This window comes from Spirillospora sp. NPDC052269, from assembly GCF_040679435.1.
GTDB lineage: Bacteria > Actinomycetota > Actinomycetes > Streptosporangiales > Streptosporangiaceae > Spirillospora.
On sequence record NZ_JBFAUU010000003.1, the window covers coordinates 278,229 to 299,180 of the forward strand.

The following is a 20,952-nucleotide window of genomic DNA, read 5'->3' on the forward strand; positions in this document are numbered from 1 at the left end:
CTCTCCTACGCGCGGATGGGCGCGGCGGTCCGCTCGCGGACCTCGGCCTCGGTGACTCCGGGGGCGGTCTCGACGAGCGCCAGGCCGCCGGGCGTGACGTCCAGGACGGCGAGGTCGGTGATGATCCGGTCCACGCAGGCCGCGCCGGTCAGCGGCAGCGTGCAGGTCTCCACGATCTTGGACGCGCCGGACCGGTCGGTGTGCGTCATGACCGCGATCATCCGGCGCGCGCCGTGCACCAGGTCCATCGCGCCGCCCATGCCCTTGATCATCTTTCCGGGGACGGACCAGTTGGCGAGGTCGCCGCGCGCCGACACCTGCATGGCGCCCAGCACGGCGACGTCGATGTGCCCGCCGCGGATCATCCCGAACGACAGCGACGAGTCGAAGTAGGACGCGCCCGGGAGCACGGTCACCGTCTCCTTGCCCGCGTTGATCAGGTCGGGGTCCACGTCGTCCTCGGCCGGGTACGGGCCGACGCCGAGGACGCCGTTCTCGGCGTGCAGCACCACGTCCCGTCCGGCCGGGACGTGGTTCGGGATGAGGGTGGGCAGCCCGATGCCCAGGTTCACGTAGGCGCCGTCCGGCAGCTCGGCCGCCGCGCGCGCCGCGATCTCGTCTCGGTTCCAGGGCATCAGTCCCGCGCCTCCCGGACGGTCCGCTTCTCGATCGGCTTGTCGGCGGCCTGCTCCGGCGTCAGCGGGACGACCCGCTGCACGAACACGCCGGGCAGGTGGACGTGGTCCGGGTCGATCTCCCCGGGCTCGACCAGCTCCTCGACCTCGGCGATCGTGATCCGCCCGGCCATCGCGGCCAGCGGGTTGAAGTTGCGGGCGGCCTTGTCGAACACGAGGTTGCCGCGCCGGTCGCCCCTCGCCGCCCGGACCAGCGCGAAGTCGGTGGTGATGGACTCCTCCAGCACGTACGGGCGGCCGCCGAACTCGCGCACCTCCTTGGCGGGGGAGGCGACCGCGACCGAGCCGTCGGGCGCGTACCGCCAGGGCAGCCCGCCCTCGGCGACCAGCGTGCCGACGCCCGCGGGGGTGTAGAACGCGGGGATGCCCGCGCCGCCCGCGCGCAGCCGCTCGGCGAGCGTGCCCTGCGGCATCAGCTCGACCTCGATCTCACCGCCGAGGTACTGCCGCGCGAACTCCTTGTTCTCGCCCACGTAGGAGCCCATCGCGCGGGCGATCCGGCCCGCCGCGAGCAGCCGCCCGAGGCCCCGGCCGTCCAGCCCGCAGTTGTTGGACACCACCCGCAGGCGGCCCGAGCCGCGCTCGTGCAGCGCGTCGATGAGCACCGCGGGGACCCCGCAGAGCCCGAACCCGCCCACCGCGAGCGAGGCGCCGTCGCCGATGTCGGCGACCGCCTCGGCCGCCGAGGCCACGACCTTGTCCGAACCCACTGCCGCTCCGCCTCCCGATCCGCCCGAGCGCTCCGGGCGCCGTCCGCTCCGGGCGCCCGGCCGTGCGCGCGGACGCGCGGAACCACCGGGCGTGCCCATCGGGACACACCCTCCCAGCGGCGCGTGAACGGACAAAGCCCGGTTTTCCGTCCAGCGGAAAACCCGCTGGACGGAAAACCGGGCTCCGGGGCCTCGAGGCCCCTTCCCATCGGGCCTACAGCGGTCTCAGACCGCCTCGGGCAGGCCGAAGAACGCGAACAAACGGGTGTCGAAGAACGCCGACGCGTGCTGGATGCCACCGCGCGCGATGTCGAGGACCTGGATCTGGAAAGGGCGGAACGCACCGTCCCCGGCGCGCTTGTAGACCGCGTAGCCGGGCTGCCCGTTCGCGCCGATCGGCCGCAGCCGGAACGTGGCGGGCCCCGCCCCGCACTGCGACCTGATGAGCCGCGCGATGCGCTCGGGGCCGACGAACCACTCGGGGAAGGGCGGCATCTCCCACACCGCGTCCTGCTTGAACAGCTCGACGAGGCCGTCGATGTCGGACTCCTCGAACGCCTTGGCGTAGCGCTCCAGCAGGTCGCGCTGCTCCGGATCGGTCGGCTCGACGAGGTGGTCGCGCTCGGGGCCCGCCTCGGCGAGCTGCGCGCGGGCGCGCTGGAGGGCGCTGTTCACCGCCGCGGTGCTGGTGCCGAACAGCTCGGCGACCTCGGCCGCCTTCCAGGCGAGGACGTCCCGCAGGATCAGCGTGACCCGCTGCCGCGCGGGCAGGTGCTGGAGCGCCGCGACGAACGCGAGCCGGGTGCTCTCACGGGCCGCGACGATCGACGCCGGGTCGGCCGGGTCGGCGCCGAGCAGGCCGTCCGGCACGGGCTCCAGCCACGGCACCTCCGGGGTGGCGGTGAGCGGCCGCTCGGGCTCGTCGGTCGGGCCGCCGAGCCCGGTCGGCATGGGCCGCATGCCGCGCTGCTCGATGGCCGTCAGGCAGGCGTTCGTCGCGATCTTGTAGAGCCACGTGCGCAGCGAGGAGCGGCCCTCGAAGTTCCCGTAGGAGCGCCAGGCCCGCAGGTAGGTCTCCTGGACCAGGTCCTCCGCGTCGTGGACCGAGCCCATCATCCGGTAGCAGTGCGCGAGGAGCTCGCGGCGGTAGGGATCGACGAGCTCCTCGAACTCCCGTTCCTGCGCGATGGTGTTGTTCGCCATTCGGGGTCACCCTCACTGACCGGGTCGGTGGTTGTGGGACCGATGGCCCGACCGTAGGCGACGCCACCGACATTTTCGGCCGAGGTCACGCTCCGAGCCTCTCACCCTACGCGTACCCGCAGGTCAGAACCCGAACGCGGCACTTCGTCCGCCGGTCGGCGCGGCGTTCGCGGCGATCCGCCCCGCCGACGGCGCGGAGGGCGGCGTGGTGCCCGGCCGGGCGAGCAGGCGGCGGGCGGTCGCGAGCAGCCGGCGGCTGCCGTCGAAGGCCGCCTCCAGTTTCTGGTCCAGACTCGTCCCCGAGCCTCCCTGCCGCAGGACGACCCCGAGGACCAGCCGCGAGCCGTCACCGGACGGCACGCGCGCCGCCCACATCAGCGCCCCGCCCGCGGGAGTGCTGGACCCGGTCTTGAGGCCGACCACGTCCGGTTCGTCGAGGAGCCGGTTGGTGTTCCGGACGACCCCGACGCCCGGCACGGTCGCCTCCCTCGCGCCGACGACGGCGGCCAGCGCGGGCTCGCGCATCGCCGCCCTGGCCAGCGCGAGCTGGTCGACGGCCGTGCTCACCGTGCTCGCCTCGTAGCCGCTGGCGCCGGTGTAGACGGTGTCCCGCATGCCCAGCCGCGCGGCGGCCGCGTTCATCTTCCGGACGAAGGCGCCCTCCGACCCCGCGTCCCAGCGGGCCAGCAGCCGCGCGACGTTGTTCGCCGAGGGGAGCAGCATGAGCTGGAGCATCCGCCGCTGGCTGAACCGCTGCCCCTCCCCCAGGAACACCGTCGACTCGTCCCGGTTGCCCGACTCCACCGACGCCGTCCGGTCGATCACGATGGACGGCCCGTCCTCGCCCGCCCGCAGCGGATGCCCGCGCAGGACGAGGTAGGCCGTCATCACCTTCGTGACGCTCGCGATCGGCACCCGCTTCCGCTCGCCCCCGGCGACCGGCCCGCCCATGCCCTCGATCTCGACCGCCGCCTGCCCGGTCTTCGGCCACTCCATCCCGAGCCGGTTCCCCGCCTCCGCGTCGCCGGCGTCCGGAACCGGCCCCAGGCCGAGGGCGAACGCGAGCCCCACGGCCAGCAGCCCGACGAACATCGCACCCACCAGGACGATCGGGTTGAGCACCCGCAGGCGCCCGCGCCGAACGGGCGAAGGAGAAGTCACGACATGCCTCCAAGGGATCCATGTGCGCCATTCGCGCACATGGATCACCTTGCGAGCCGCGCATGTCGGCCCCGTCGGAACCGTGTAGCGACCACCGCTTGATCGCGTATCAGCCGTGTATCAACCGGCCGGGGCGTCGACCACCGGGACGTCGGACGCGGGGAGCCGGACGGTCACCATCGCACCCCCGTCGGACGCGTTCGCGAACCTCAGCCGCGCGCCGATCACGCCGGCCTGCCCGGTCGCGATGGTGAGGCCGAGGCCGTGCCCGTGGCCGCGCTCGGGCGTCCCGGTGCGGAACCGCCGCGGCCCGTCCGCCCGCAACTCGGCGAGCAGTTCGTCCGGAAAACCGGGCCCGTGGTCACGGACGGTGACCACGACGTCCCCGGCGTCCCGGGCCACCCGCACCTCCACCGGCGCGCGGCCGTGCCGGTGCGCGTTGATCACCAGGTTCGCCACGATCCGGTCGAGCCGGCGCGGATCGGTCTCGGCGACGGGAGTGCCGACCACCTCGACCCGCGCGTCCAGGCCGGTGCGCCGCACCGACTCTGCCACGACCTCGCCCACCGGCATGGGCTCGGGGTCGGCATGCTCGGCCCCCGCGTCCAGGCGGGAGATCTCCAGCAGGTTCTCCACCAGCGCGCGCAGGACGCCGACCCGGTCCCGGACGAACCCGGTCGCCTCCCCCTCGGGCAGCAGCTCGGCGGACGTCACGAGGCCCATCAGCGGCGTGCGCAGCTCGTGCGCGACGTCCGCGGTGAAGGACCGCTCGGCGCGCAGCCGGTCCTGGAGCGCGGCGGCCATCGTGTCCACGGCCGCCGCCATCTCGGTGATCTCGTCGTGGCCCCGTCCGCGCGCGCCGATGCGCGCGTCCAGGTCGCCGTCCGCGATGCGCCGGGCCGTGGCGGCCGCGCCCCGGACCCGCCGCCGCAGCCGCAGCGCCACCAGGATCCCGGCCGGGACGACGACCGCGAGCGCGAGCGCGCCCGCCCTGACGAGGTTGCGGTCGAGCGCCTGGAGACTGCGCTGCTCGGTGCCCATGTCCGTCCACACGGCCACCATCGCGCCGCCGTCCTGGGGGCGGACCGCCCACATCCGCGGGCCGTTCCGGGCGTGCTCGTCGTACCAGACGTCCTCCTGCCCGGACCGTGCGATGGCGACGACCTCGGGCGGCATCGCGTGCGGATCGGTGATCACGTCCCGCATCGCCTCGCCCGTCCGCTCGTGCGCCGTGATCTCTTGCGTCAGGCCGCTCAGCGCCCGGCTCCGGCCCTCGGCGAGCATCCGGTCATGGCTCAGCCGGTGGACGAGCAGGCCGTCCGCTACCGCGACCGCCAGCGCCGCCGCCGCGACGAGCGAGCCGATCTTCCAGGGCAGCGACCGGAAGGCGAGCCACCGCGACACCGGACCCCAGGGACCGGACCTCCCGCTCCCCACGTCAGCGCCGCAACTTGTAGCCGAAGCCGCGGACCGTCTCGATCCGGTCGGCGCCGATCTTGGCCCGGAGCCGCTGGACGGCCAGGTCCACGACCCGGGTGTCGCCGTCCCAGGCGTGGTCCCACACGCTGCCCAGCAGCGTCCGGCGGCCGAGCACGACGCCGGGCTGCCCGGCGAACTCCAGCAGCAGCCGCAGCTCGGTCGGGGTCAGCGCCACCGGACGGCCGTCCCGCCGCACCTCCATGCCCGCGGTGTCGACGGTGACGTCCCCGAAGGCCAGCACGGTCGCGGACTCCCCCGGCCCGGTCGCGGACTCCCCCGGGCCGGTGGCGGCGGCCCAGTCCGAGCTGCGCCGCAGCACCGACCGGATCCGCGCCACCAGGACGGCCGTGTCGACCGGCTTGACCACGTAGTCGTCCGCGCCCGCCTCCAGCCCGGACACCACGTCCAGCCCGTCGCCGCGCGCCGACATCATCACGATCGGGACCAGGCTCGTCTCCCGGATCCGGCGGCACAGCCCGATCCCGTCCAGTCCCGGCAGCATGACGTCCAGCAGCAGCACGTCGTGCGGCCGCCCCCGTTCCCCGCCCGCGCGGAACGCCTCCAGCCCGGCGAGCCCGTCCGGCGCGGTCTCGACGGTGTAGCCGTAGCGCTCGAGCGCCAGCCCGACCGCCTTGCGGATCACCTCGTCGTCCTCGACGAGGAGCACGTGCGTCATGGCACCCCGTCCCCTGTGTCGTCCCCGGCGCACGAGGCTACCCGCCCCACTTCCACACCCATGTGACCCGGCGGACCGGTGGACCTCACCGGAGGGTTATTCACGTTCGGAGTCCACGTCACTACGTTTTGTAATCGCGGCGTGACGGTCACGTCCGGTCGTCCCTCCCGGCGGAAGGCAGGTCAGTGGTGGACACCCGTTCCGAAACGGCCCCCGCGGCAGTCCTGATGGATCCGTCGGAAAGGATCGGCGGCCTGCCCAGCGGGCCCAGCGGGCTCGGCACCTCCGGCTGCCGGCTCGGCCCCATCACGCCGGTCCTGGACGTCCCCGAGCCCCCGGCGCCGCCGGCACCGGCGCCGACGCCGGAACCCGCCCAGGCCCTCGAGGCCCCCGAGGCCCCGCCCGCCGAGCTCATCGCCCCACCCGAACCGGAACCGACGCCGGAACCGGTTCTGGAATCGGTTCCGGAACAGGCTCTGGAACCGGAGGCCGCGGCCCGGGACGAGGACGACGTCTCGTCCCGGCGCATCGAGGGCCTGAAGTTCCGTCCGCCGCTCCGGGACGACCGCGCCCTGGCCGACCGGGTCAACGAGCGGCTCATGGGGTGGGCGGAGAAGGAGGTCGAGCTCTACCCGGGTGACCGGCTGCGCGCGATGTTCCTCGCCTTCGACCCGGGCCGCTCGGTCGTGATGTGCCACCCGGACTCGGCGTCCTTCGAGCACCTGGTCGCCGCCGGGATGCTCTACATCGGCGAGAACGCCGTGGACGACTACTTCTGCGAGCCCGACCTCGGCGGCACGCCCGAGGGGCTCGGCGCGCGGCTGCTGGTCGCGCAGACGGCGATCGACCCGCTGCACACGGCCAAGGAGCAGGTCCCGAAGTGGCTGGCGGGGCTCGCCTCGCACCCGGCGCTGCGCTGCATGCGGTCGGCCATGAACTACTTCGAGCGGATCGCGACGCCCGCGCAGGCGCACCGGTACCGGCACGACATCTGCAACCTCTACCTCGGCTACTGCGCCGAGGCGGCCTGCATCCAGACCGGCCGGACGCCCTCGGTGTGGGAGTACCTGGCGCACCGCCAGTTCAACAACTTCCGGCCCTGCCTGACCATCACCGACGCCGTCGGCGGCTACGAGCTGCCCGCGTCGATGTTCGCCCGTCCGGACGTGCAGCGCGCGACCGCCCTCGCGTCGAACGCCACCACGATCGTCAACGACCTGTTCTCGCTGCGCAAGGAGATGGCGCAGGAGCGCGTCCACCACAGCCTTCCCACCGTCATCGCCGACGAGGAGGGCTGCGGCATCGAGGAGGCGTTCCAGAAGACCATCGACGTCCACAACGAGCTGATGGACGACTTCGAGTCGCTGTCGGCGCTGCTCGCCCCCACCGACCCGGTGCTGGCCCGCTACCTGGCCGGGCTGTCGAACTGGGCCGCGGGCAACCACGAGTGGCACTCCGGGCTGGTCGGCACCAGGTACGCCACCTCGCCCTGAGCCGCCGCCGCATCCGAGCCTCTCCTTTCCCCCCTTCCGAGAACATCGAGGAGATGATCCATGTCCCAGCCCGCTCTGACCTCCTATCAGGGTGACGTCGCCGCCTACTGGAACGCCGAGGCCGACCCGGTGAACATCCGGCTCGGCGAGGTGGACGGGTTCTTCCACCACCACTACGGCCTCGGCGACCCGACCCCCGGCGTCGCCGAGGCGGGCGACGAGGCGGTGATCGCCGACCTGCACCGGCTGGAGTCCGCACAGGCGCAGCTGCTGCTGGACAACCTGGCCTTCGCGGGCGGCGGGCTCGGCCCCGAGCACCGCGTGCTCGACGCCGGGTGCGGACGGGGCGGCAGCAGCTTCCTGGCCAACCAGCGCTTCGGCTGCCGGGTGGACGGCGTGTCCATCTCCGCCAAGCAGGTCGACTTCGCCAACGAGCAGGCCGCGCAGCGGGGCGTCGCCGACCGGGTCGGGTTCCACCTGGCGAACATGCTCGACACGGGCCTGCCCGCCGGTCAGTTCCACTCGATCTGGAACAACGAGTCCACCATGTACGTCGATCTCCACGACCTGTTCGCCGCGCACGCCAGGCTGCTGGCGCGCGGCGGACGCTATGTCACCATCACCGGCTGCTACAACGACGTGTACGGGCAGATCCCGTCCAAGGCGGTCTCGACGATCAACGCGCACTACGAGTGCGGCGTCCACTCGCGGCGGACCTACTTCGCCGCGATGGCCGCGAACCGGATGATCCCCGCCCGCGTCATCGACCTGACCGCCGCGACCATCCCCTACTGGGAGCTGCGCGCGAAATCGTCGGTGGCGACGGGCATCGAGGAGGCGTTCCTGTCGTCCTACAAGGACGGCTCGTTCCAGTACCTGCTGATCGCGGCCGACCGGGTCTGAGGGGCGGCGGAGGACGGCGGCGCGCGGCCCGATCGGAGCCCATCGGGCGGGCCGCGCGCTTCAGGTGGACGTCTCCGGCGAGAAACCCGCGGTTCAACGCGTGTAAACACTTCCGCCTGAGCGGGTAAGGCTGCACCCTGGATGGCACACATGCCGCAGGGACCGTGGCAGGCTCCCGCAGGAGGGGACCGTGATCGTGAGACCGGAGGGCGGACCGCGCGTCGTCGTGGGCGTGGACGACTCGCCCGGGGCGCGCTGCGCCCTGTCATGGGCCATCGGCGAGGCCCGGCTCCGGGGCCTGCCCTTGCTGGTGGTGCACTCGGCCCCGCTGCCGCCGCACGTGTCGGCCGCGGGGCAGATCGGCTGCGGCATCACCGACGCGCTGCGCGCCGCGGGCACCGAGCTGATCTCCCGGACGCTCGCCGAGGTGGCGGGCGGCGCCCCGCCCGGGGTGGAGCTGACCGAGCTGGCGCTGGTCGGCGAGCCGGGCGCGACGCTGGTCCGGCTGGCCCGCGACGACGACATCCTGGTGGTCGGGCACGGCGACCGGAGCCTGCTGTCCCGGATCGTCCGGCCGTCGGTGCGGCTGCACTGCGCCCGGCGGACGCGGGCGACGCTGGTGTGCGTCCGGCCGCCGTCGTTCGACTCGCTGCTCGACTCGCTCACCGTCCCGGACCATCCGGAGCTCGCGGCGTCCGATCCGCCGCTGTTCCGCCGCCTGGCCCGCCGTCGCCGCCGGACGGTGTGACCAGGGCGTCCCGATGATGTGAGCGGCCCTGGAACCAGCCGGTTCCAGGGCCGCCGTCATGCGTGGGGGGTCAGGAGAAGGACCAGGCGAAGACGTGCAGGGAGCCGCCGCCCGATGCCGGGGCGTTCAGCGTGAAGCTCTTGACCTGCTTGCCCGCGGCGAGGTCGATGGGGGTCGCGGCGAACACGTAGATGTTGATCTTCTGCGTGCCTCCGTCGGACGAGTTCCGGTAGGGGGTCTTGAGGACGGTCTGGTTGCCGTAGCGGGGCGGGTAGGCGTCCGCGCCGAGCGCCCAGTCGGAGAAGCTGAGGTCGGACTTCTGGGTCGTCCCGTCGGTGTAGGTGATCGTGACGCTGGACGCGCTGTCGCCGTTGCCGCCCGCGCCGAGGAAGGCCAGCTTGGCGCCCTGCGGGGGTTGCGCCAGGTCGATCGTCTGGCCCTGCGCCTGGACGTTGTCGAACTGCCCCGGCTGCCGGGACGGCCAGGTGAAGGTGAAGCCGTTCCAGGTCACCGGGGATCCGGGCTTGGCCCCGGCGGCCGCCAGCGCCTGCGCCGAGTAGGACCAGCCGCCGCCGTCGAAGTCGGCCGCGCCGGAGGTCCCGTCGGAGGAGGTGCCCGCGTTGTTCTGGTACCACTCGATCGTGCCCTTGTGGGCGACGTTCACCGACACCGCGGCCTGTCCCGCGCCGGAGATGTCGAACGGCACGGAGTAGATGTCGACCTTGGCGTCGGCGGCGACCGACAGTGTGACCTGCTGTTCCGCCTGGCCGTGGTCGGGCACCGCGAGGGTTCCCGAGGACGGGCTGACCGTGACGCCCGCCGGCGGTTTGGCCGTCCAGGACACGGACCCGCCCTTGCCCAGCGCCTGCACCTTCAGGGTCGTGGTCGTGGCGCCGCCCGGCTCGACCGCGGCGATGCCGGGGTCGGCGGCCGAGATGAACGCGTGCGCCCCCTCGTTGAAGGACGGTGGCTGGTCGCCGTCTCCCGTGCCGAGTGCGGTGTTCGGCTGCGCGCCCATCGTGTAGTCGAGCCGTCCGCCGCCGTTGGTGAACGACTCGGGCAGCCACAGCCTGGACGAGTCCTGGCCGTTCACCTTGAGGGACTGGATGTAGGGGTTCGCCGACGCGCCCGGCGCGTTGATCGTGAAGCGCTGCCCGGACGAGCGGCTGATCTCGACCCGGTCGAAGGCGGGGCCGTTGACGACGAGCTCGGCGCGTCCGGGGATCACCGGGAACATGCCGATCGACGCCCACACGTACCAGGCGGACATCGTGCCCAGGTCGTCATTGCCGACCAGGCCGCCCGGCGTCGGCTTGTACAGCTCGTTGCGCGCGCGGTTCACCACGTCCTGCGTCTTGTAGGGCGTGCCGCTCCACGCGTACAGCCACGGCGTCTGGATGGACGGCTCGTTGCCCAGGTAGGCGTAGGGCTCGTGCGGTCCGGCGTTGAGCTTGGTGAAGAAGGTGTCGAGGCGTTTGGCGGCCGCGTCCCGTCCGCCGATGAGGTCGAACAGGCCGCCGACGTTCTGGTAGGCCATCCAGCTGTACTGGGCGCCGTTGCCCTCGACGTACTGGCTGGAGTCGGCCGGGTCGAACGGGGTGAGGAACGAGCCGTCCGACTGGCGCGGCTGGATCCAGCCGTTCGAGGGATTGAAGACGTTCTGCCAGTTCTGCGCCCGGCTCATGAACGTGTCGGCGGTGCCGGTGTCACCGAGGCGCTTCGCGAGCTGGGCGATGCCGAAGTCGGCGAGGCCGTACTCCAGCGTCGTGGAGGTGTCGCCCGGGACGAAGCCGCGCTGGAGGTACTGGCCGTTGCCCGGACGCTCGGTGTAGTTGGACTTCGCGCCGACCCGGTTCGCGCCGTCCACCATGGCGGCGAGCGCGCCCTTGGCGTCGAAGTCGCGCGCGCCGAACGCGTAGGCGGACGAGACGATCGAGTGGTAGGGGTCGCCGACCATGACGCCGGTGACGGTGTTCTGGTGCGACCAGCGGTCCCACACGTTCCCGATCTGGTGCGCGTCGTCGTACATCGACTGGGCGATGTCGGAGCCGACGTCCGGGGCGAGGAACGAGATGAGCTGCGCCTCGCTGCGGTAGATGTCCCAGCCGGAGAAGGTCGCGTACTGGTGGTGGCCGGGCCGCACCTTGTGCGTGCGGTAGTCGAAGCCGGTGTAGGTGCCGTCGACGTCGTCGAAGACGTAGGGCTGGAGCAGCGCGTGGTAGAGCGCGGTGTAGAACGTGCGCAGGCGGTCGTCCGAACCGCCGGTGACCTTGACCTGGTCCAGCCTGCTCCGCCACGCGTCGGCGGCGGAGGCGCGGACCTGGTCGAAGCCGTGTCCGCCGATCTCGGCCTTGAGGTTGGCGGCCGCGCCGGCGACGCTCACGTACGACAGTCCGGTGCGCATCTGGACGGGCTTGCCGGGGTCGAACTGCAGGTAGACGCCGGAGCCGGGGCCCTTGACGTTGACGCCGCCGGTGAAGGCGCGCTGGTTCTGGACGGGCTTGCCGCTCGGCGTGTTGTTGAGGCGCCCGTTCGGCTTGGGCGACTGCGGGACGCGGTCGGGCGACTTGCCGCGGGCGACGGCGTCACCGGGCTCGACCGAGTCGTCCTTCCAGGTGCCGAACGCCTTGACCGGCTGGTCGAAGGTGGCGTGGAAGTACACGTAGTAGCGGGTGGACGCGCCGCAGAAGCCGCCGGTCTTGGCCCAGCCCTCCACGGTGTTGCCCTTGACCGTGGCCTCGGCGTCGTCCACGCCGTGGATGGAGCCGGTGACGTTCAGCAGGAGCGTGCCGGGCTTGCCGGTCGGGAAGGTGAATCTGCCGACGCCGCCGCGCGTGGACGCGGTCAGCTCGGTCTTCACGCCCGCGTCGTCGGTCACCGAGTAGGAGCCGGGACTGGCCTTCTCGTTGTCGTGCTTGAACGTCTGGACGTAGTCGTCGCCGTGGGTGGCGGGAGAACGTCCGACCGTCCCCGATAGAGGGATGACCGGGAAGTCCTGCGCGCCGGTGCAGCCCGGGCCGGAGATGTGGGTCATCGAGAAGCCGCGCAGGCGGTCGTCCTCGTACTTGTAGCCGCCGCCCGCGTTGCGCACGGTGTCGGGGCTCCACTGCATCATGCCGAACGGGGTGACCGCGCCGGGGAAGTTCTCCCCCGCGCCGCCGCCGTGGCCGAAGTCGGGGCCTCCGTCCTGGGTGCCGACGAACGTGTTGACGTAGGAGGCCGGATCGGACGCGGCCTGGACGGTCTGCGCGGCCGCGACCGGGAGCAGAGGGATGAGGAGCAGAGCGGACGGGACGGCGAGACGTCTTCCTAGGCGGGATCCTTGCATACGCGCTCCCTCGAGACAACGTTGTCAGGACGCCCTAGATCGTGCGGCCCGACCACGGGCGCGTCAAGGGCCCAATCAAGCACCAAGGGCCTCAACCAGGCGGAAAACACGCACGGGCCTCGGACAATACCGATGACAACGTTTTCCTGATCTTGACCGTCAGCGGGGCTGCGGGCCGCGGCGGACCAGGTGGGTGGGCAGGACGGTCTCGGCGGGCCAGGAGCGGTCGCCGCCGATCCGGTCGAAGAGCCGCGCGGCGGCGGTGCGGCCGAATTCGCCCACGTCGTAGGCGATGACGGTGAGCGGGCGGGGCATGAGGTCGGCGAGCTCGAAGTCGTCGAAGGCGAGCAGGTCGACGTCCTGGTCCAGGCCGCCGAGAGCGGCCAGCACGCCGACGGTGATCCGGTTGTTGCCGCAGAAGAACGCGGTCGGCGGGTCGTCCCCGCGCGTCATCGCGGTCGCGGCGGCGGCCGCCTGGTCGGGGTGCGCGACGTCGGTCCTGACCAGGGCCTCGTCGTAGGGCACGCCCGCCGCGGCGAAGGCGGCGCGGACCCCGGCGAGGCGCTCGCGGGCGGTGTAGATCGTGGTGGAGTCGCTGATCACGCCGATCCTGCGGTGGCCGCGTCCGAGCAGCGCCTCGAGCCCGGCGCGGGTGCCGCCCGCGTTGTCGACGAGCACGCTGTCGGCCAGGATGCCCGCGGGCGGCCGGTCCAGGAACACCACCTGGGTGTTCATCTCCAGTTCGGGGCGCATGTAGGAGTGGTCGCCGCCGGCCGGGACGATGATCAGGCCGTCCACCCGGCGCTGGCACAGCTCGAGGAAGAGCCGGCGTTCGAGCTCGGGGCTCTCCTCGGAACTCGCGGTGATGAGGTGGGTGCCGCGTTCGCGCGCGTACCGTCCGACGGCGGCGGCGATCGCGGAGTAGAACGGGTTGGCCAGGTCCTCGATGATGAGGCCGATCGTGGCGGTCGACTGGCCCGACCTCAGCGAACTCGCGATGTGGTTGCGGCGGAAGCCGAGCTCGCCGATCGCCGCGAGCACCCGGTCGGTCACCTCGGGCCGCACCGAGGGGGCGTTGTTGATGACCCGGGACACCGTCTTGACGCTCACCCCCGCGGCCGCGGCCACGTCGGAGATGGTCGGGCGGCGGGGCTTGTCCTCGTTCGTCACGGTCCAACGTTATCCCCGCCGGACCGGACGGGACGACGGCCCGGGCCGATCACATCGGCCCAGGGCCCCCGCACGAGCGGGGATTTCGCGGGATCGCCCGGAGCGCGGGCGAATTCGGAGGTCGCCGAGTATTGACAACGATGTCATTTCGGCCCGATGGTTGCGGCGACGACCCCGAACGAGAGGCGAATCGACGCGTGCGCCCCCTCCCCCTGCCCGCCAACCAGCCGCGCCACTTCTACCGGGGCGGCTCGTCGATCGCCCGGTTCCGCGGCGTGCGGCCACCCGACGACCGGCGTCCCGAGGACTGGGTCGGTTCGGCGACCGGCCGGATCGACGACGCGTCCGTGGGGGTGACCGTGCTCCCGGACGGCCGCAGGCTGCCCGACGCGGTCGCCTCCGACCCGGCCGGCTGGCTCGGCCCCGAGCACCTGCGCCGCTGGGGCCCTTCGACGGCCCTGCTGGTCAAGCTGCTGGACGCCGGGCAGCGGCTCCCGGTGCACTGCCATCCGAGCCGCGCGTTCGCGCAGACGCATCTCGGCAGCGCGTTCGGCAAGACCGAGGCGTGGCTGGTGCTCGAGACCCCCGACCCCGACGGCGGGTGGGTGCGGCTCGGGTTCCGCGACGAGATCCCCGAGGAGCGGCTGAGCGCCTGGTCGGCCGAGCAGGACGTCGGCGCGATGCTCTCCGCCACCAACCTCGTGCGGGTGCGGCCGGGTGACGCGGTGCTGATCCCGGCCGGGATCCCGCACTCGATCGACGCGGGCGTGTTCGTCGTCGAGCTCCAGGAGCCGACCGACTTCAGCGTGATGCTGGAGTGGAAGGGGTTCGCGCCGGACGGCGACGAGTCCGGGCACCTGAAGCTCGGATGGGACGTCGCACTGCAGTGCGTCGACCGGAGAGCCTGGACACCGGACGACGTGGCGGCGCTCGTGCGCACACGCGACCAGATGCCGGTCGTGGACGAGGGCGCACGACGCGTCCTGCCAGAGGCCGCCGACCCGTACTTCCGCGCCGAGCTCGCCGGAGACGGAGCCGGGTTCTCGCCGAGCTTCGCGGTGCTGGTCGTCCTGCGAGGCGAGGGCGAGCTGCGGTTCGAGGGCGGTAGCGAGCGCCTGCGGAGCGGGCAGACCGTGCTGGTGCCCTACGGCGCGGGCCCGACGAGCCTGCACGGGCGCGAGCTGGACGTCCTGCGCTGCCTGCCACCTGCGCTTGGGGAGGCCGAATGAACGCCGGAGCGGACACGCCGCAGTCCGGGACGCCGTCGCCCATGGGCCTCTCACAGGAGGCGCCGTTGCTGGAGGCGAGCGGCATCATGAAGAGCTATGGGCAGGTGGAGGCGCTCCGCGGGGCGGACTTCACCGTCCACGCGGGCGAGGTCGTCGCGCTGATCGGCGACAACGGCGCGGGCAAGTCCACCCTCACCAAGATCCTGTCCGGGGTGGAGCGGCCGGACGCCGGGACGATCCGGATGGACGGCGCGCCCGTCGCGTTCGACCGGGTGGAGCGGGCCCGCGCGGCCGGGATCGAGACCGTCCACCAGGACCTCGCGCTGTGCGCGCAGCTCACCCCGGCCGCCAACTTCTTCCTCGGCCGCGAGGTGCTGCGCGGCGGACCGCTCGGGCGGCTCGGCTTCCTGGACCACCGTGCGATGCGCGAGCGCGCCCGCGCCGAGTGCGAGCGGCTCGGCGTCCGGCTGAAGTCCGACACCGTCCCGGTCTCGACGCTGTCCGGCGGGCAGCGGCAGGGCGTCGCGGTGGCGCGCGCGGTGACCTGGGCGCGGCGCGTGGTGTTCATGGACGAGCCGACCGCCGCGCTCGGCGTCGTGCAGACCGGGCGCGTGCTGGACCTCATCCGGCGCGTCCGGGACAGCGGGGTGGCGGTCGTGCTGATCAGCCACAACATGCAGGACGTCAAGGCGGTGTCGGACCGGATCGAGGTGCTCCGCCTCGGCGCGCGTGTGGCCCGCTTCGACACCGCGCGGGTCTCCATGGAGGAGCTGGTCGCGGCCATGACGGGTGCCACATCGGAATCGGACACGGCGTCCGGCGCCGGATCCCGGGAGGACGGATGAGCGTGGACGTGGGCGGGCCGGTGACCGCGCCCGACGAGGGCGTCCGGGGCCGGGCGGTCCTGGAGCGGGTCGCGGGCAGCCAGGTGGTGTGGATCGCGCTGGTGCTGGCCGTGATGCTCGTGGCGTTCGGGGCGCTGCGGCCGCACAGCTTCGCGACGAGCTTCAACCTGCTGAACCTGGCGAGCGACGCGGCGATCCTGCTGCTGCTCGCGGTCGGCATGACGTTCGTGATCGTCACGTCCGGGATCGACCTGTCGGTGGGCGGGGTGCTGGTGTTCTCCGGCGTGACCGCGGCGAAGGCGATGAGCGCGGTCGGCGCGGAGTCCGGGACGGCACTGTGGCTGGGGCCGCTGGTGGCGGTCGCGACCGGGCTGGCCTGGGGCGCGCTGAACGGGTTCATCGTGGCCTACGGGCGGATCCCGGCGCTGATCGTCACGCTCGGAACGCTCGGGATGTCGCTCGGCGGCGCGCTGCTCATCACCGGCGGCGTGGACCTGCGGGCGCCCGAACGACTGAACCTCGGACTCGGACTGGACCGGGACCTCGGCGTCCCGGACATCGTGTGGATCTCCGGGGCGGTGACCGTCGCGCTCGCCGTGCTGCTCGCGCAGACCCGGTTCGGGCGGCACACCTACGCGATCGGGTCCAACACCGAGGCGGCGCGGCGCGCGGGCGTGCGCGTCGAGCGGCAGCTGGTGAAGGTGTACGGGCTGGCCGGGCTGCTGGCCGGCCTCGCCGGGTACCTGTCGCTGGCCAAGTACGGGATCACCGGGGTGTCGGCGCACTCCACTGACAACCTGTCGGCCATCGCGGCCGTGGTGATCGGCGGGACGAGCCTGTTCGGCGGGTCCGGCATCGTCCTCGGAACGGTCATCGGCGTGTTCATCCCGGCCGTGCTGCAGAACGGCTTCCAGATCCTCGGGGTCAAGCCGTTCTGGCAGCAGGTCGTCGTCGGCGCGGTGCTCATCGTCGCCGTCTATCTGGACCAGTGGCGCCGCCGCGCGAGCGACCACTGACCCCCCACCCCCTCAGGAAGGCGAAACATGCGCAGGTTGATCGGCGTGCTGACGGCGGCGGCACTGGTCGCGGCGTCGGCCACGGCGTGCTCCGACTCGGGCTCTGATTCCGGGTCCGGGTCCGGCGGCAAGGTGAAGCTCACGCTCGTGCAGGGCATGGCGGGCGAGGAGTTCTACGAGACGATGGCGTGCGGCGCGAAGCGGCAGGCCGCGGCGATGGGCGTGGACCTGAAGGTGCAGGGCCCGCAGAAGTTCGATCCGACGCTCCAGACCCCGATCGTGAACTCGGTCGTGGCGAGCCGTCCGGACGGAATGCTCATCGCGCCGACCGACACCAAGGCGCTCATCGCGCCGCTGCGGCAGGCCAAGGCGGCGGGCATCAAGACCGTCCTGGTGGACACGGTCGTGGACGACCCGTCCATCGGCGTGTCGCGGATCAGCACCGACAACGTGAAGGGCGGCGCCACGGCCGCGACGGCCCTGGCCAAGCAGATCGGCGACAAGGGCAAGGTCCTGGTGATCTCCACCGATCCGGGAGTGAGTACGGTGGACGCGCGCATCAAGGGATTCGAGCAGGAGATCAAGGCGAGCCATCCGAACGTGAAGTACATAGGGGTGCAGTACTCGCACAACGACGTGTCCGAGGCCAGCAAGATCGCCAACGCGGCGCTGGCCAAGGACCCGGACCTCGCCGGGGTGTTCGCCACCAACCTGAACTCCGCGACCGGGGCCGGGTCGGCGCTGCAGCAGGCGGGCAAGCTCGGGAAGGTGAAGATGGTGGGGTTCGACGCGGGCCCGGCGCAGGTGAAGCAGCTCCAGGACGGAGTGGTGCAGGCCCTCGTCGCGCAGCTGCCCGGCGACATCGGGGCGAAGGGCGTGGAGCAGGCCGTGGCGGCCGTGAAGAAGCAGACGGTCACGCCGTCCATCCCGACGGACGCGACGGTCGTCACCAAGGAGAACCTGAACCAGCCCGACATCCAGAAGGTCCTCTACAAGGCGACCTGTTGAGCCGCGTCACCGTTCTCGGCGAGGCGCTCGTGGACCTGGCCCCGGCCGGGGACGAGCGCCTCTTCCGGGCCGTCCCGGGCGGGAGCCCCGCGAACGTCGCGGTCGGGCTCGGGCGGCTCGGCGTCCCGTCCTCGCTGGTCACCGGCCTCGGCGCGGACGCGTTCGGGCGGCTGGTCGTCCGGCACCTGGAGGACGCGGACGTCTCGGTCGTCGTCCAGCCGTCGCCGTTCACCGGCACGGCCGTGGTGACGCTGGACGACGCGGGCGTCCCGTCCTACGACTTCGCGCTGTCGTGGGAGCCCGCCGAGGAGCCGCTGCCGGACGGCACGGCCGCCCTCCACACCGGCTCGCTGGCCGCCGCCCTCGGCGAGGGGCCCGCGCACGTCGAGGCCGTGATGGCGGCGGCGCGTCCGGTCGCGACGGTGTCGTTCGACCCGAACGTCCGTCCGGCGCTGATGGACGACCGGGCGCGCGAACTCGACCGCGTGGCGCGGCAGGTCGCGCTGAGCGACGTGGTGAAGGCCAGCGAGGAGGACATCGCCTGGCTCCACCCGGGCGCTGATCCGCTCGACGTCGCCCGGGGCTGGCGCGCGCTCGGTCCCGCGCTGGTCGTGGTGACGCACGGCGCGGGCGGCGCGACGCTGCTGGGCGACGAGGAGGTGCACCGTCCCGCGCCTCCCGTGCAGGTCGTCGACACCGTCGGCGCGGGCGACGCGTTCACGGCCGCCTTCCTGGCCGGGCTGAGTGACGCCGACCTGCTCGGGGCGGGACGCCGGGACGCCTTGTCCCGCGTACCCGTGAACGTCCTGGAAAAGGCCGTCCTCGCGGCGTCGCTGACCTGCACGCGGCCCGGCGCGGATCCGCCGACCCGCGCCGAGCTGAACGCCTTCGCCGCCGTCTGACCCGCGCCCGGCTCGTGCGCGCGGTCCGGACGGGCGTGCGGGTCAGACGGGCGTGCGGGTCAGGCCGGTGGGAGGTCCACGAGGCGGGCGAGGGTGGCGCGGTGGTGGCCGGGCGTGCCGAGGGCGATCGCGTCGGCCTTGGCGCGCTTGAGGTAGAGATGCGCGGGGTGTTCCCAGGTGAAGCCGATGCCGCCGTGCATCTGGACGCACTCCTCGGCGGCGAGGACGGCGACCCGCGAGCAGTGCGCCTGCGCGAGCGCGGCGGCGACCGGCAGGTCGGTGTCGCCGGCCGCCAGGCAGGCCGCCGCGTGGCGGGCGACGGCGCGGGCCTGGGTGACCGACGTCCAGAGGTCGGCGAGGCGGTGCTTGAGGCCCTGGTACGAGCCGACCGGACGGCCGAACTGGTAGCGCGTCTTGAGGTAGGCGACCGTGATGTCGAGGCAGTGCTGGGCCAGGCCGAGCTGCTCGGACGCGAGCATGGCCGCGCCCGCCGTGAGCGCCGCGCGGACGGCCTCCTCACCGGACGCGACGACGCGTCCGGGGGTGTCGGCGAGGGTGACGTCGCCGAGCCGCCGGGTCATGTCCAGCGAGGTGACCGGGGCGCGGACGACGTCGTCGGCGTTCACGGCGTAGAGGGCGTCCGGCGCGGGGACGAGCAAAACGTCGGCGGCCAGGGCGTCCGCAACGTCGCGGATCCCTCCGGTCAGGCGGCCGCCGGACACCCGGACGGAAGGGAGCGGCGCGTCCGGCGCGGTGCCGAACGGGACGGCGAGCACGGCCGTCCGCTCCCCCGAGGCGAGCGCGGGCAGCAGTTCGTCACCCGCCGCCAGCAGCGCGGCCGTCGCCATCGCCGAGCTGGTCAGGAAGGGGACGGGCGCGACCGCGCGTCCCAGTTCCTCCATGACGACGGCGGTCTCGCGCCAGGTCGCGCCGGCGCCGCCGTGCTCCTCGGGCACGGGCAGGCCGAGGACGTCGAACCCGGTCAGCACGCCCCACAGGGACGCGTCCGACGGCTCGTCCTTCTCGGCGCCCGCGAGCACGTCCGGCCAGGCGCAGCGCTCGTCCAGCATGCCGCGCAGGCCGGAGCGCAGGTCGTCCTCGATCTCGCCGTACAGCAGGTCGCTCACTTCGGCAGGTCCTTCCACGGGACGTCCTTGTCCACCCGGATCTCGCCGGGCAGGCCCAGCACGCGCTCGGCGATGATGTTGCGCAGGATCTCGGACGTGCCGCCCTCGATGGAGTTCCCCTTGGCGCGCAGGTAGCGGTAGCCGGGCGAACGGCGGGTGAAGTCCACCTCGGCCGGGCGGCGCATCGTCCAGTCGTCGTAGCGCAGGCCCTCGGACCCGAGCAGTTCCAGCTCCAGGCCGGAGGCCTCCTGGTTGAGGCGGGCGAAGGCGAGCTTGGCCGCCGACCCCTCGGGACCGGGAGTGCCCGCCGCGAGCTGCTGGCGCAGCCGCTCGCCGGTCAGCCGGGCGGCCTCGGTCTCCACCCACAGCCGCAGCAGCGCGTCGTGCGCGGCCGGGGTGCGCAGCTCGGGACGGTCGCGCCAGAGTCCGGTGACGACGCCGATCATGCCGCCCTCGCGGAGCGCGGCGCGGCCGCCGATCGCGACGCGCTCGTTCATCAGCGTGGTCGTGGCGACCCGCCAGCCCTCCCCGACCTCGCCGAGGCGGTGCTCGTCCGGGATGACGACGCCGGTGAGGAACACCTCGTTGAACTCGGCCTCGCCGGTGATCTGCCGCAGCGGCCGGACCTCGACGCCCGGCGCGCGCATGTCGCACACGAAGTACGTCATGCCCCGGTGCTTGGGGACGTCCGGGTCGGTGCGGGTGACCAGGATGCCCCAGCGCGCCTCGTGCGCCATGGACGTCCAGACCTTCTGCCCGTCGACCGTCCAGGAGTCGCCGTCCCGGACGGCGCGGGTGCCGAGCGCCGCGAGGTCCGAGCCCGCGCCGGGCTCGGAGAACAGCTGGCACCAGACCTCCTCGCCCGTCCAGAGCGGGCGCAGGAAGCGGCGTTTCTGCTCCTCGGTGCCGAACGCGAGGATCGTCGGCGCGGCCATCCCGAGGCCGATGATGTTGCCCTCGGGATGGTTGGACGGCGCGCCCGCCCGCTGGAACGCCTCGTCCACGCCCTGCTGGAGCGCGACCGGCGCGCCGAGCCCGCCGAGTCCCTCCGGGAAGTGGACCCAGGCGAGCCCGGCGTCGAACCGCGCGCGCAGGAAGTCGAGCGGCTCGGTGGCGGCCGGGTCGTGCGCGGCGAGGAACGCGGCGACGCGCCGTTCCAGTTCCTCCGCGCCGGGCGGTGCAGTGCTCACGGACGGACCTCCGCAGGGGACATGCCAACCGGTCGGTACGCGTCACCCTAGGGAGCCGTCCGCGGGCCC

At 73.0% G+C, this 20,952-nt stretch carries 18 protein-coding genes; 8 read left to right on the top strand and 10 right to left on the bottom strand.

The window, feature by feature from the left end:
* Window positions 1-5: 5 nt before the first annotated feature.
* From AB0L06_RS07775 to cseB, 6 genes are all read right to left on the bottom strand, one after another.
* Window positions 6-635, bottom strand: a complete 630-nt coding sequence (locus tag AB0L06_RS07775; protein WP_500230140.1) for a CoA transferase subunit B — start codon at window positions 633-635, stop codon at window positions 6-8.
* Entirely contained in the window at window positions 635-1,405 is a 771-nt protein-coding gene (locus AB0L06_RS07780; RefSeq protein WP_500230141.1) for a CoA transferase subunit A, read from the bottom strand. Before AB0L06_RS07780 ends, AB0L06_RS07775 begins: the two co-directional genes overlap by 1 nt.
* A 225-nt stretch (window positions 1,406-1,630) precedes the next feature.
* Window positions 1,631-2,608, bottom strand: coding sequence for a sigma-70 family RNA polymerase sigma factor (locus AB0L06_RS07785; protein ID WP_500230142.1), 978 nt, complete (start codon window positions 2,606-2,608; stop codon window positions 1,631-1,633).
* Window positions 2,609-2,731: 123 nt separating this feature from the next.
* On the bottom strand, window positions 2,732-3,769 hold the full coding sequence (locus AB0L06_RS07790) for a D-alanyl-D-alanine carboxypeptidase family protein (RefSeq protein WP_500230143.1): 1,038 nt from the start codon (window positions 3,767-3,769) through the stop codon (window positions 2,732-2,734).
* A 120-nt stretch (window positions 3,770-3,889) separates the two neighbouring features.
* A complete protein-coding gene (locus AB0L06_RS07795; protein ID WP_500230144.1) occupies window positions 3,890-5,173 on the bottom strand; it encodes a sensor histidine kinase in 1,284 nt (427 codons plus the stop codon).
* Between the two features lie 34 nt (window positions 5,174-5,207).
* Window positions 5,208-5,924 carry a two-component system response regulator CseB gene (cseB, locus tag AB0L06_RS07800; protein WP_500230145.1) on the bottom strand — a complete coding sequence of 239 codons (717 nt, stop codon included), beginning with the start codon at window positions 5,922-5,924 and terminating at the stop codon, window positions 5,208-5,210.
* A 227-nt stretch (window positions 5,925-6,151) separates the two neighbouring features.
* Here cseB and AB0L06_RS07805 point away from each other — a divergent pair, with 227 nt between their 5' ends.
* From AB0L06_RS07805 to AB0L06_RS07815, 3 genes are all read left to right on the top strand, one after another.
* Entirely contained in the window at window positions 6,152-7,417 is a 1,266-nt protein-coding gene (locus AB0L06_RS07805; protein ID WP_500230146.1) for a family 2 encapsulin nanocompartment cargo protein terpene cyclase, read from the top strand.
* Window positions 7,418-7,477: 60 nt separating this feature from the next.
* Window positions 7,478-8,320 (top strand): geranyl diphosphate 2-C-methyltransferase, encoded by an 843-nt coding sequence (locus AB0L06_RS07810; protein ID WP_500230147.1) that lies wholly within the window; start codon window positions 7,478-7,480, stop codon window positions 8,318-8,320.
* Between the two features lie 190 nt (window positions 8,321-8,510).
* The gene (locus tag AB0L06_RS07815; RefSeq protein WP_500230148.1) at window positions 8,511-9,068 is read left to right on the top strand and encodes a universal stress protein; all 558 of its coding nucleotides are present in this window, start codon (window positions 8,511-8,513) and stop codon (window positions 9,066-9,068) included.
* A 70-nt stretch (window positions 9,069-9,138) separates the two neighbouring features.
* Here AB0L06_RS07815 and AB0L06_RS07820 read toward each other — a convergent pair whose 3' ends face one another.
* Both AB0L06_RS07820 and AB0L06_RS07825 read right to left on the bottom strand, forming a co-directional pair.
* Window positions 9,139-12,396, bottom strand: coding sequence for a GH92 family glycosyl hydrolase (locus AB0L06_RS07820; protein ID WP_500230149.1), 3,258 nt, complete (start codon window positions 12,394-12,396; stop codon window positions 9,139-9,141).
* A 159-nt stretch (window positions 12,397-12,555) separates the two neighbouring features.
* Entirely contained in the window at window positions 12,556-13,566 is a 1,011-nt protein-coding gene (locus AB0L06_RS07825) for a LacI family DNA-binding transcriptional regulator (protein WP_500230150.1), read from the bottom strand.
* Between the two features lie 197 nt (window positions 13,567-13,763).
* Between AB0L06_RS07825 and AB0L06_RS07830 the strand changes: the two genes are divergently transcribed.
* From AB0L06_RS07830 to AB0L06_RS07850, 5 genes are read left to right on the top strand one after another with little or no spacing between them, the layout of a single operon-like run.
* Window positions 13,764-14,795, top strand: coding sequence for a class I mannose-6-phosphate isomerase (locus tag AB0L06_RS07830; RefSeq protein WP_500230151.1), 1,032 nt, complete (start codon window positions 13,764-13,766; stop codon window positions 14,793-14,795).
* A complete protein-coding gene (locus AB0L06_RS07835; protein WP_500230152.1) occupies window positions 14,792-15,640 on the top strand; it encodes an ATP-binding cassette domain-containing protein in 849 nt (282 codons plus the stop codon). The genes AB0L06_RS07830 and AB0L06_RS07835 overlap by 4 nt, the downstream gene beginning before the upstream one ends.
* On the top strand, window positions 15,637-16,656 hold the full coding sequence (locus tag AB0L06_RS07840; RefSeq protein WP_500230153.1) for an ABC transporter permease: 1,020 nt from the start codon (window positions 15,637-15,639) through the stop codon (window positions 16,654-16,656). Before AB0L06_RS07835 ends, AB0L06_RS07840 begins: the two co-directional genes overlap by 4 nt.
* Window positions 16,657-16,683: 27 nt before the next feature.
* Window positions 16,684-17,664 (top strand): ABC transporter substrate-binding protein, encoded by a 981-nt coding sequence (locus tag AB0L06_RS07845; protein ID WP_500230154.1) that lies wholly within the window; start codon window positions 16,684-16,686, stop codon window positions 17,662-17,664.
* Window positions 17,661-18,566: a carbohydrate kinase family protein gene (locus AB0L06_RS07850; protein ID WP_500230155.1), complete on the top strand. Its 906-nt coding sequence runs from the start codon at window positions 17,661-17,663 to the stop codon at window positions 18,564-18,566. Before AB0L06_RS07845 ends, AB0L06_RS07850 begins: the two co-directional genes overlap by 4 nt.
* A 59-nt stretch (window positions 18,567-18,625) precedes the next feature.
* Here AB0L06_RS07850 and AB0L06_RS07855 read toward each other — a convergent pair whose 3' ends face one another.
* Window positions 18,626-19,693, bottom strand: coding sequence for an acyl-CoA dehydrogenase family protein (locus tag AB0L06_RS07855; RefSeq protein ID WP_500230156.1), 1,068 nt, complete (start codon window positions 19,691-19,693; stop codon window positions 18,626-18,628).
* Window positions 19,690-20,883, bottom strand: a complete 1,194-nt coding sequence (locus tag AB0L06_RS07860) for an acyl-CoA dehydrogenase family protein (RefSeq protein WP_500230157.1) — start codon at window positions 20,881-20,883, stop codon at window positions 19,690-19,692. The genes AB0L06_RS07855 and AB0L06_RS07860 overlap by 4 nt, the downstream gene beginning before the upstream one ends.
* Window positions 20,884-20,952: the final 69 nt, after the last annotated feature.